Origin of the sequence: Gracilinema caldarium DSM 7334, from assembly GCF_000219725.1 — a bacterium.
Taxonomy (GTDB): domain Bacteria; phylum Spirochaetota; class Spirochaetia; order Treponematales; family Breznakiellaceae; genus Gracilinema; species Gracilinema caldarium.
In genome coordinates this window covers 2,720,827-2,733,149 of the sequence record NC_015732.1, presented here as the reverse complement: position 1 = coordinate 2,733,149, position 12,323 = coordinate 2,720,827, and the positions used below count along the sequence as shown (strand labels likewise).

General features: G+C 44.5%; 9 protein-coding genes. 8 read left to right on the top strand and 1 reads right to left on the bottom strand.

Annotated features, from left to right (window positions below):
* Window positions 1–3: 3 nt before the first annotated feature.
* Both SPICA_RS12315 and SPICA_RS12310 read left to right on the top strand, forming a co-directional pair.
* Window positions 4–1,110, top strand: a complete 1,107-nt coding sequence (locus SPICA_RS12315; protein ID WP_041396249.1) for an ABC transporter substrate-binding protein — start codon at window positions 4–6, stop codon at window positions 1,108–1,110.
* Window positions 1,103–2,758 carry a sensor histidine kinase gene (locus SPICA_RS12310; RefSeq protein WP_013969816.1) on the top strand — a complete coding sequence of 552 codons (1,656 nt, stop codon included), beginning with the start codon at window positions 1,103–1,105 and terminating at the stop codon, window positions 2,756–2,758. Before SPICA_RS12315 ends, SPICA_RS12310 begins: the two co-directional genes overlap by 8 nt.
* Window positions 2,759–2,804: 46 nt before the next feature.
* Here the strand turns inward: SPICA_RS12310 and SPICA_RS12305 are convergent, their stop codons facing one another.
* On the bottom strand, window positions 2,805–3,659 hold the full coding sequence (locus SPICA_RS12305; RefSeq protein WP_052296379.1) for a hypothetical protein: 855 nt from the start codon (window positions 3,657–3,659) through the stop codon (window positions 2,805–2,807).
* Window positions 3,660–4,002: 343 nt separating this feature from the next.
* Here SPICA_RS12305 and SPICA_RS12300 point away from each other — a divergent pair, with 343 nt between their 5' ends.
* The 6 genes from SPICA_RS12300 to SPICA_RS12275 all read left to right on the top strand — a co-directional run bounded on the left by SPICA_RS12300 (window position 4,003) and on the right by SPICA_RS12275 (window position 12,299).
* On the top strand, window positions 4,003–5,973 hold the full coding sequence (locus SPICA_RS12300) for an ABC transporter ATP-binding protein (RefSeq protein WP_013969814.1): 1,971 nt from the start codon (window positions 4,003–4,005) through the stop codon (window positions 5,971–5,973).
* Between the two features lie 13 nt (window positions 5,974–5,986).
* Window positions 5,987–7,804: an ABC transporter ATP-binding protein gene (locus tag SPICA_RS12295; protein ID WP_013969813.1), complete on the top strand. Its 1,818-nt coding sequence runs from the start codon at window positions 5,987–5,989 to the stop codon at window positions 7,802–7,804.
* A gap of 154 nt (window positions 7,805–7,958) precedes the next feature.
* On the top strand, window positions 7,959–9,617 hold the full coding sequence (locus tag SPICA_RS12290) for an extracellular solute-binding protein (RefSeq protein ID WP_013969812.1): 1,659 nt from the start codon (window positions 7,959–7,961) through the stop codon (window positions 9,615–9,617).
* A 220-nt stretch (window positions 9,618–9,837) separates the two neighbouring features.
* The gene (locus SPICA_RS12285; RefSeq protein WP_215904891.1) at window positions 9,838–10,638 is read left to right on the top strand and encodes an ABC transporter permease; all 801 of its coding nucleotides are present in this window, start codon (window positions 9,838–9,840) and stop codon (window positions 10,636–10,638) included.
* Window positions 10,635–11,534, top strand: a complete 900-nt coding sequence (locus SPICA_RS12280; protein ID WP_013969810.1) for a carbohydrate ABC transporter permease — start codon at window positions 10,635–10,637, stop codon at window positions 11,532–11,534. The genes SPICA_RS12285 and SPICA_RS12280 overlap by 4 nt, the downstream gene beginning before the upstream one ends.
* Window positions 11,535–11,711: 177 nt before the next feature.
* Entirely contained in the window at window positions 11,712–12,299 is a 588-nt protein-coding gene (locus tag SPICA_RS12275) for a TetR/AcrR family transcriptional regulator (protein WP_013969809.1), read from the top strand.
* The last annotated feature ends 24 nt before the right edge of the window (window positions 12,300–12,323 follow it).

Here is a 12,323-nt window from a genome sequence, read left to right as displayed (position 1 = left end):
TGCTTGAGAGCTACTATTTTTGTATTGTTCACTCTCCTTCTAACATCCTGCACTCCGCAACCCATCTCTGTTGGTTTTATTGGCGGCCTTTCGGGCTTCAACTCGGATCTCGGTATCAGCGGCAGAAATGGCGCTTTGCTTGCCATTGATGCAATAAATAAAGCTGGTGGTATCCGGGGTCGAACATTGAGGCTCATTATTCGGGATGATAAGCAGGACCCGGAAGTTGCCCGAAAGGTGTTTCAGGAACTTACAGCAGAAAAGGTTGTTGCCATTATTGGCCCTATGACGAGCGGTATCGCTCACGCACTTATTCCCTTAGCAAATAAAGTTGCCATCCCGCTAATAAGTCCTACCGCGAGCAGCCCCGATTTTAGCGGGCTTGATGATTACTTTATTCGTCTAACCACCCCTAACACGACTGAGGCCCATGAGCTTGCAAGAGAGTCGGTAACCCGGGGGGCTCTGAAACCATGTATCATCGATGATCTATCAAATCAATCCTTTGCTCGTCCTTTGGGGGATGCGTACACCGCGGAATATAGGCGCCTTATGGCTTCACAGCAACAGAATGCATCGGTTGTAAGATATCCCTTTGATCCCAAGGATGAAACAAGCACTGCAACAGTACTACGTGCTCTGGAACAATATCAGCCGGATATTGTTTTATTTACCACTAACAGTATGGATACAGCTCTTTTGGCACAACAGATACGTCGTAGGGGCTTTACGATGCCGTATCTTGGTACAGGCTGGGCTATGTCCCAGGCTTTAATAGAAAATGGGGGCCAGGCGGTGGAAGGTATGATCTTTACGGTACCCTTTAATCCCCAGTCTGAAAAACCTGCCTGGCGTGAATTCAGTGCTCTGTACCGGGAAACCTACGGAAAAGAAGCTGATTTTGGTGCTGGACAGAGCTGGCTTGCGGTGCAAACTTTGGCAGAGGGGTTAAAGCGTTGTGGTTCTAAAAAACTTAAGCAATCCATTCTGGAAAAACAGTTTGAAGGTTTACAGGTTTCTATTTATATAGATGCTTATGGTGATCCTATTATTCCCTTTCAGCGGCTTGTAATTCAGAATGGGGAGCTTGTCAGGATGGATCATGAATAGAACCATACGCAAAACACTGATACTCCTCACAAGTTTTACCGTCCTTCTGCCGATTTTAGTGATGACTTTATCGGTATTTATAGCTATTCAACAGGGAATTAATAAAACCGTTCTAGAGCGGAATGAAATATTGGCTAAAAGCATCGCTTTAAGTATCGAGCAGCAAATTAAGGATGCCAGTACCCTTTTGAATAGCATGTCATCTATATCAGACTATACCTTACTTGAGAAAAGTCTTATTCAGAGTGGTATCTATGAAAGTGTGTTTATTATAGATAAAAGTGGTACCGTTCTTACGGTACTTCCTGAAGGAGATGTTTTTTCAGGGTTTGATTTTTCGCATCAAACATACATTATGAAATTACTCAAGGATAATACTCAAAATCCGGTTTATTCACCGGTTTTTATTTCCACCAGAACTAAAAATCCTACTATCGTTGTAGCAGTCCGGCATCCCTCGGGTATTCTGGCAGGTTATTTAAATCTTTCATGGTTATCACGGCTTCCAACCACGCTGAGTTCGGAAAAATTGACGGACCTCTCAATAGCAGACCGTTATGGTACAGTGGTCGCAAATAGAAATCGCTCTCTTGTAGAAGAACAAGTTACTATTGCATCAACAGAATTATTTTCTTGGGCAAGAAAACAAAAATCAGGGACCCTCTTGCATCAATATAATAATTATTCTCTGGTTACTTCTCTTAGTTATATTCCGGGACCTGACTGGTATGTTTTTATAAGTGAATTGGAGTCTTTCGCATTCCGCGCAACAAGGGACGTTTTGAACATTGCTCTGGTTGCATCTTTGATTTCCTTCATCCTTGCGACCCTTTTTGGCTATTATATGGGCCGAAATATACTTGTGTCCTTGACGATTCTTACCGATGAAGCGCTCCAGGTTCAGGGAAGAGTGTATCGAACTATAGAGCACCGCAGTTCCTATATAGAAATAAACCGATTGATCGAAGCCTTTAATACCATGTCTCAGGAAGTTCGAACCAGAGAGCATCAGTTTGAAGAAGCCAATAGAGAATTGCAGCAAACCCTGGAACAGAAGGATACCCTTTTACGGGAAGTCCATCACCGTGTAAAGAACAATATGCAGATTATATCCAGCCTTTTAACACTTCAAGCCGATGAGCTCGCCTGTGAAGAAGACCAGGAACTCTTTGAAAACAGCAAGCTCCGCATTCAAAGTATGGCCATGGTCCATGAAAAGATATATCAGTCTGCCGGGGTGGAATCCCTTGCTTTAAAAGAATATATTCAGGATCTGGTAGAGCTCATTCTTTCTAATCATCACACCTATTTTGAGTATTCAGTTGCCGGTGATGATGTCATCATCAGCTTGAATCAAGCTATTCCCTGTGCTCTTGCGGTTTTCGAAGCCTGCATTAATGCTATAAAATATGGTAAACGATCCGATGGATCTGGTCGTATAGATATTAGTATTACTAAATTTTCAAATAACTTACTTACCATAACCATAAAGGATAATGGATCAGGGTTCCCCAAGGACTTTAATGCTGACCATACCCACTCTATGGGATTTAGCCTCATGAAAGGCCTCATGGACCAGCTTAAGGGAACCTTCAGTTGGTACACCAGCCAGGGAGCGGTAATTGAATTTTCTTTCCCTTTACAGTGAATTGTTTTGAAAGATCCAAGTAAGGATCAGTCCTATGTCATAATTATTACTGTTTAACATGCAATAAAAGCGATATGGTTATGCAGATTCCTGCAAAGGCCATGGCCGGAAATATGGTCAACTCGACAAGACTGATGGGAACCCCTATCCTGGCCATATTTAATCCCATAAGGCTTACTGCAATTCCCAGGGTGGTAAATTTCACTAAGCCTACCGCACTTAATAAATAACCCCAGGGATGCTGACGAAGTAATAATATGCCTGCGATGATACAGACCGGGACAATCACAGCAAGATCGAGGGCTTGAATAAACATGCTGGTGGTATTATCAAGTGCGGGAACAGCTCCGGGGGCTAAGGCTGCTGCTATCCGTCCGCCCCAGGCCATGGTAAGAAATGCGGCGGTAAAGAAGAGAAGCCCTGCTATCCAGGAACGGGGCAGTTTTGGGGTAAAAATTTCCGGAAGCTTATTAATATCAAAGGACATGAGACATAGGATAAATGCAAAAAGGCTCAAACCGAATAAGGCGACATACACTAAAAACAATCGATTAAAGTGAGCCCCAAAACACATGGTGATATAGGTGTATAAGATAAATCCAAGATTACCGGTAAGAAGAAACATTCCTCTCAAGGATCCTTTCTGAGCCAGCAGGAAAGCGAGGATGAGAAGCGGCACCGCAAGGGCTAATGTGACCAAATCATTGGCCTGCATCTGGGCTGCAGAGCTGACCGTATCCCAATAATAGAGTCCCCGGGCATGAATCGTTACCGATTCTCCCCTTAAGCTGGTCGCCTGGTAGGGATGGCCTTCCGCTGGCCAAAGCCCTGCAATGGCAGCTATAAAAGCTAATACAATAATAAGTGGTATGAGTACTGTAAGTGCGGGATGTATATTCATACAAGAAATGTTAACAGTGTTAACTGATATTGTCAAGGGAGTGAGCACTTGACAAATAATAAAAAGAAGCATAGAGTATTTTTTAAACCCTTAGCAAAGGGTATAATATCAAAGGAGACCGGATAATGCGAATGTATACAAATGTACGGGTCGTTGTTGCTTATACAGTGTCGGGAAGCTGGCTATTCCGGTCGTTCCAATAAGTCTGTTGGATTAATTGAATCGAGTAGGACCAGCTCCATGGGAAGCCTGGTCCTTTTTTATTGTTATATATAATCAGAACAACAGAAAAAACACGGATTAGGCTTCATCGTTCATCAACCTATCTTCCGGGAGGAAGACCGTGTCTGTCACAACAAAAGAACTTTACAGTATCCAAAAAAACTCGTGGCCCCGTTTCGGGCGCATCAATCTCTTATGGAATGTCCTCAAGGGCTGGCGGCATATCTATGCGCTTGGTCTCGCTGCAATTATCGGGGAAGTATTTTTTACCTTTTCTTCTCCAATGATAGTAAAATTGACCATAGATAGTGTTATAGGGACCGCGCCACCGATCATCTGCTTCCCTCTGTCCGTTATATTGGAACCATTCCTCGGTAAAAACTTTGAAGGAGGCGGTTTTCTCGAAAAACTCGTGCCGTTACAGACTCTTCAGGCCTGGGGGAACGCACCCTGGGTATGGCAGCCCTGGCTGAGGGACCATCTGTGGGTGCTTGGTCTTGCCTTTGCGGGCATGATTTTTATGCAAGCCTTTTTCAGCTTTATCGCTTCCCTGAGCGTTAACACCGCCGCGGAGCAAAGCGCAAAAGCATTGCGGGATCGGCTGTATCATCATACCCAGCATTTACCCTATGAGACGATGCTCAGATCCCAGACTGGTGACTGGCTCCAGCGCTGCACCTCTGATGTGGATACGGTCCGGCGTTTCTTTGCCTTTGAATTCGTAGAACTCTTCAGGACCCTGGCTCTAGTAGCCTTCGTGTTTCCCATTATGTTTTCCCTGAGCTATCGGCTCACCCTCTGGGGTAGCATAGTGATGCCGGTAATAATTCTCTTCTCTTTTTATTTTCAGAAGATGGTGGAGCGGCTCTTCCTGGTGGCTGATGAACGGGAAGGGGTGCTCTCAGGTATTGTTCAGGAAAATGTTACCGGTGTTCGGGTGGTACGGGCCTTTGCACGGCAACAATATGAACTTGAGCGTTTTGGCAGAGCCAACAAGGGTCTTCGAGATCAGGTATACAAGCTTATCAGTTGGCTTGGTTTCTATTGGGGTTTTTCCAGTTTTCTCGGGCTTCTGCAAATAGCCTTACTGCTGGGAGCTGGACTTAAGCTCTATACCGCAGGATTCATTACGATTGGCCTGCTGGTCCTTTTCTTAACCTATGAACAGCAGGTACTCTGGCCGGTTCGTCAGTTTGGACGGATTCTTGCCGATACGGGAAAAACCAAGGTTGCCCTTGGTCGTATTGCTGAATTACTTACCCTCGTAACAGAAACAGATCTTGATAGCACCATAAGGGTTCCTGCGGTATCATACTCCAATGCAGGGGGCTCCTTTCATGACGAATGGGCTAGAGGTCCCATCGAATTTGTTGATGTGTCCTTTTCCTATCCTGATGGTACTGAGGTACTTAAACATATTTCCTTTCGGGTTGTTCCAGGGGAACATGTAGCTATTGTGGGGCCTACGGGCAGTGGAAAATCCACGTTAATGCAGCTTCTAGTTCGTTTTTATGAACCAAACGAGGGGTATATAACGATAGGGGGGCGGGACATCAGAACGATTCCCAAAGCGGAGCTTCGCAAGGCCATATCCCTGGTGCTCCAGGACAGCTTTTTATTTGGAAAAACGGTCCGGGAAAATCTTTTGGCCGCATGTCCCGACGCCAATGAAGCAACTTTGATTGATGCTGCACAGAAAGCTGCCTTTCATCATGTCGCAATGGGTTTTCAGGATGGTTATGAGACCATGGTCGGAGAACGGGGGGTAACCCTTTCAGGAGGCCAGCGCCAGCGCCTTGCCTTAGCTCGGGCACTGCTCAGAACCGCTCCTATCCTCATTTTGGATGACAGCCTGAGCGCGGTCGATATCGAAACGGATCATCTTATACGAGGAGCCATAGGGAAACAAGGCAGGGGAACGACGACAACCTTTATCGTCGCTCACCGGCTTACGACCCTAGCAGAGGCAGATACGATTCTGGTGCTTGAAGATGGTTGTATTACCGCCCAGGGCAGTCATGAAGATCTGATACAGCAGCCTGGATTATATCGCCGGCTTGCTGAACTACAAAGTGCGTTTATGGACGAGTAAATAAGGAAGATACATGTCAGAACAAACACAATTTGAAGAAAAAGAATATTCGAGCCAATTTGATGTGACTCTCTGGAAAAAAATATTCCAGTTCGGGAAAGCACTCTATCCCGTTATTGGTCTTTTAATCCTTATCATGATAGGGGTAGCAGTATTGGATGGAATATTTCCGCAGATGACCCGATATGCTCTTGATGTACTCATCCCGATTGCACAAGAGCCAGATTCGGCCCCATTAATCTCCCGGTTTATATTTCGATATGGGCTCTTAGCGCTGCTGCAGGGTTTTAATGTGTGGGCCCTCATCATGATCGCAGGTATCATAGAGGTACGGCTTGTGTATACCCTGCGGGAAAAGGCCTTCCAGCGTTTACAGCAGTTGAGTTTTTCCTATTATGATCGTACTCCGGCAGGCTGGATCATTGCCCGAATGACCTCGGATGCCCAAAAATTGGGAGATACTATTGCGTGGGGCATAGTAGACCTCGTATGGGGAACCACCATGATGCTTACCATCATCGTATTTATGGTGGTGATGCAACCGCTTCTCGCGGCGATTACCCTCGTATTTGTTCCTCCACTTCTTGTGATAACGTTCTGGTTTCAGAAACGGATCCTCATGGCACAGCGAAAGGCTCGTAAGGCAAATTCTATAGTAACCGGAGCCTTTAATGAAGGGTTGCAGGGAGGCAGGACTACGAAAGCCCTCGGTATCGAGAAGTACAACTATAAGGAATTTGCAGAAAAAACTCAGACCCTACGGAATCATTCTATCAGAGCTGCAAGACTTTCTGCACTTTTTTTCCCCATAGTCATATCTCTTGCTGCTATGGGCGCAGCTCTCGCACTGGGGGCTGGCGGACAATTTCTCCTTAAGGGCATAATCAGCTTTGGGACCCTCGTAGCGTTCATCAACTATGCGTTAATGTTCTTTGATCCAGCTCGGGAAGTTGCCAGGGTGCTTTCAGAATTTCAAGCAGCCCAGGCAAGTGCAGAACGTTTGGTTGGACTTATCGATACAGAACTGGAAATTGTGGATCGGCCGAATGCTCGTGAAGGGGTTCCGATCTGTGGTGAATTGCTGCTCGAAAACATAGCGTTCCGGTATGGAAAAGACGCGCCATGGATATTTAAAAATTTTTCCCTGTATATTCCCGCAGGGCAAACCGTGGCAGTGGTCGGCGAAACTGGCTGTGGTAAATCTACCCTGGTGAATCTCATATGCCGGTTCTATGAACCGGAGGAAGGTTCCATCCAGATTGATGGACGGGATTACCGCGAATGGACTCAACATTGGCTTCATAGTCAGCTGGGGTATGTGGTACAGACTCCGCTCCTCTTTTCCGGCACGGTCAGAGAAAATATCCGGTATGGCCGGTTGGATGCAACGGACGACGAAATTGAACAGGCTGCCCGTGATGCAAACGCCTATGCCTTTATCGAACGGCTGGAACAGGGCTTTGATACACCTGTCGGAGAAGGGGGTGCTTTGCTCTCAGTAGGACAGAAACAGCTTATCTGTCTTGCCAGGGCCCTGGTAGCCAATCCTCGGATCATTGTCCTCGATGAGGCAACCAGTTCGGTGGATACTGAGACTGAAGTTCTGATACAGGGTGCCATAAACCGGCTGCTTGCCGGACGAACAAGTATTGTCATTGCACACCGGCTTTCTACGATCAGGAATGCGGACCGGATTATCCTCATGGATAAGGGCCGAATTATCGAAGATGGTGATCACCAGTCCCTTATGGCCCTACATGGCATGTACTGGAAGCTATATACCCAGCAATTTTTGAGTGAAGATGCCTTCATACAGGCTGCAGGCGTATAAGGACTCCCAATTCATTTTGATGCCCGGTCTACGTCATGTGTCCGGGCATTTTTTTAGGCGCCAATAATTGTAAAAATAGGTCATTTTACCTATATGAAACATAAAATATGAACCATATCATGTAATATACTATAAAATCATAGGAGGAATGTACATGAAGAACATGGTTCGAGCTACTGGTCTCATGCTAGGCTTAGTAGTATTCCTTTTTGTCACAGGGTGTGCAAAGAAAAATGAATCCGCATCTGCGGTTCCAACAAGAAAACCGATAACCATATCGGTTTTTACCATTCAATCTAGACAACAGCCAAATCCGGATAATAAGGCTTACAAGTATCTGAAGGAAAAACTGGGTGTAACTTTTGAATGGGATATCCTTGTTGGGGAGCTTGCTCAGAAACGGGGCGTTATGATCGCCGGTGAAGATTATCCTGATGTAATAGAAATTAATGAAACCCAATTTATCGATGCGGGTGCATTAATTCCCCTTGAGGATCTGGTAGAAAAATACGGACCCAATATTAAAGCCCATTTTGGAGATCAGTGGGACAAACTTCGATCTCCCGATGGTCATATCTATTATCTGACTAACTGGGGAATTATCCATAACAAGGATCAGAGTCCCTATTATGGTGCCTCAGCCATGTGGATTCAGAAGGAGGTCCTGAAGGAAGCCGGGTATCCTAAGGTTGTCACGATGGATCAGTACTTTGATCTGCTCATTAACTATGCTAAAAAACATCCAACAATCAATGGACAGAAAACAATCCCCTTTACTATTCTGACCTACGATTGGCATGCCTTCTGTTTGTGGAACCCGCCAAATTTCCTTGCGGGCAATCCTAACGATGGCAACGGTGTGGTTAATCCCAATACCTTACAGTATAAAACGTTCTTTACCATGGATATCTCTAAGCGATGGTTCAAAAAGCTCAATGAACTGAATGCTCAAGGATATATTGATAAGGCTGCGTTCTCAGACAACTATGATCAGTATTTAGCAAAACTTGCAACCGGCCGGGTCTTAGGTATGCATGACCAGCGGTGGCAGTTCCAGAATGCCGATGATGCTCTCCGGGATGCGGGTATGTACAACAGGACCTTTGCTCCATTACCAGTTGTATTTGATGCATCTATCCGCCCTCACTACCGAGATTATCCTATTCCTAATCTTGGCCGTGGTGTTGGTATCAGTAAGAAGGCTAAAGACCCGGTACGAATTATCCAGTTTATCAATGACCTCTTGAGTGAAGAAGTTCAGCGCATGATGCAATGGGGTATTGAGGGCGAAGACTGGCAACGGAATGAAAAGGGTGAGCCCTACCGGACTCCCGAACAACGGAAGAATTGGGAAAATATCACCTGGCAGGAACAAAATCGAGCACTCCTTGTTAGGGATATCTTTCCGAACTGGGAAGGTTCGTTTAATGATGGTTATCCTTGGGACCTCACATATTATTATCCTGAACGGGAAGCTATTACTCGTCCAGAAGATAAAGAGCTTTGGCAAGCCTATGGTGTTACCAGCTATGCTGAGTTAATGGATAAGAATCCACCGCCAAACCCCATTTGGTATCCCACCTGGAATTTACCGAATCCACCTGATGGGTCTGACGCTCAGATCGCGCTTCAGCGCTGTGATCAAACCATGCGGAAGTATTTGCCGAAGATTATTCTTGCACCCCCTGCAGATTTTGAAAAACTGTGGGCAGAGTATGTCGATCAGATGAATAAGAACGGTATTTCGATTTATGAAGCTTATATGGAAGATCAGGTGAAAAAACGAGTAGCCGCTTGGAGCAAAAAGAAGTAATTCATACGTAATTCGATGAGGTGCGTTAAAATCGAATGATTTTAACGCACTCCTCAATTTTTACAGGTGCGAGGGGCCTATGATGAATGTGATACCACGCCAGACGAGGGGTGGCAAACTACTTACGACGATATATACTCAAAGACATCTCTTAGTAATGTCTGTCCCCATCATTCTTTATGTTTTATTGTTCAGCTATGTACCATTATGGGGCTGGACCATGGCATTTCAAAATTTCCGTCCCTCGAAAACCTTTTTTCAACAGGAATGGGTTGGACTGAAATGGTTTCGCTTTCTATTTTCCGATCCAGTGTTTATACGAACGATACGAAATACCTTTATGATGAGTATTATCAATACCACATTAGGGTTTGTGTCCGCGATTTCTTTTGCCTTATTATTGAATGAAATTAAAAATGTTGCCTTTAAACGAATAACACAAACGATATCTTATCTTCCGCACTTTTTATCCTGGGTTATCGTCACAGGACTTGTGGCCACGATGCTGTCGGTAGAGGATGGAGCTGTAAATAATGTATTGCAATTTTTGGGAATTATTAAAGAACCGGTACTGTGGCTCTCAGAACCAAAATACTTTTGGGGTGTCATAGGTGCAACGTATGTTTGGAAAGAGCTAGGATGGAATACCATTATCTATCTTGCTGCTATTGCTGGTGTCGATCCCACGCTGTATGAAGCTGCAGAAATTGATGGCTGTGGTCGATGGCGAAAAATGTGGTATATCACACTTCCCAGCATCAAACCAACGATAATCATTCTCATTATTCTTAGTATTGGACATATTCTCGATGCAGGTTTTGAAATGCAATACTTGCTGCGAAATGGACTTGTACAGGATGTTTCAGATACTATAGATATTTATGTATTGATGTTTGGTTTGCAACGATCGAATTATTCATTAGCTACAGCGGCGGGGCTTTTTAAGAACGTGGTTAATATGACACTCATATTTTTAGCAAATGAACTGGTAAAACGTTTGGGTGAGGAACGGCTCATATGAAGAAACGATATAATTACGAATCCTATATTTTTAATACAGTAAATGGTACCATTATGGTACTGTTTTCCGTAATTATGCTCTATCCTTTTTGGAATACGGTTGCTGTATCCTTTAACGAAGCGGTAGATACTATCCGTGGAGGCATTACCTTATTTCCAAGACGATTTACGCTGCAAAATTATAAAATGGTTTTTTCTACAGGTGCCATATTTCGTGCCTTTTTTGTTTCTGTTGCACGTACCGTTCTCAACGTCCTTACCAATGTTTTCTTTACGTCCATGATTGCCTATGTACTTTCAAGACCGAACTTTATTTTTAGAAGACAATTTACGGTTATTCTAGTAGTATCTATGTATATCAATGCTGGTTTAATTCCGACGTATTTTTTAATCAAGAATCTGGGATTACTGAACTCCTTTTGGGTATATGTTATCCCTACGATGGTGAGTGCCTTTAACTTTTTGGTTATTCGTACCTTTTTAAGAGGTATTCCCGAAAGCATTATTGAATCTGTTCGGATTGATGGAGGAAGCGATTATACCATTTTCTTTAAAATTATTCTGCCCTTAAGTACTCCTGTTCTTGCCACGGTAGCATTGTTTGTTGCTGTGGGTGCATGGAATTCCTGGTTCGATACACTCATCTATGCATCGAGTAAAGTTAAGTTACATACATTACAATATAAATTAATGGAGTTTTTACAGTCGAGCCAGGCCCAGTCTCGTGGTGCTGGCGATATTGGTGCCATGGGTTTATCGCAACAGTCTAACATGGTAACCCCCATGAGTATTCGAGCGGCAATTACGGTTGTTGCCGCAGCACCGATTATTGTGGTGTATCCTTTTATTCAAAAATACTTTGTTATCGGTATGAATCTGGGTAGTGTTAAAGAATAATACTCGTAATGCACAGAATGTGCAGGGCTGCCTCCACATTAATTGGCAGCCTTTTTTTATCCGATATAAGCTGATAAACTTGGCTGGTAGAAACAAACCATTGTCACCTTGCTTGAAAAGTAGTGTTAACAGTGTTAACATGGTGGTATGAACTCATAAAAAACAACCAGGGAACGATTGCTTGAAGCAGGTGAAGAGCTGTTAGCCCAGCAAGGACTACCGGGGTTTTCTATGCGAAAATTAGGGCGTCTTGTAGGTCTCAGCGAGGCTGCAATTTACCGGCATTTTTCTAACAAGGACGAGCTTGTTCAGACAATAATCCAGAGGGGCTATGACCGGCTTCTGAAAACCCTGGAGGAGATCCTAACCGATTCCAGTCGTTCTTGTATTCAAAAAACGGTTGCTGCTATTTCTGCGTATATCAATTTTGCATTAGAGCAACCGGACCTGTTTAAGGTGGTCGTGATGCAGGATGCGGGGCCTGGGAAATCCCAGGTGAATGGGCTTAAGCGGGGTATTAGCCAGTCCCGCAAAACCTTTACTTTATTCGTAGCTGTATTGTCAGAGGGGATGAAAAAGGGTGAATTTGCCCCGGCACCGCCCGAAATTACCGCCATGACGATTTGGGCCTGCCTGTATGGTCTTGCATCTCGCCTTATCATCGAGAGCCCCCTGGACCCGGAATTGCAGAATCAGATTATCCAGCGGTTTTCTCAGGTTATTCTGGGCGGTTTGATCCATGGGACCTCTTTTACATCTTTATAATCTTGAGGAGGATAGGGGCCTTTG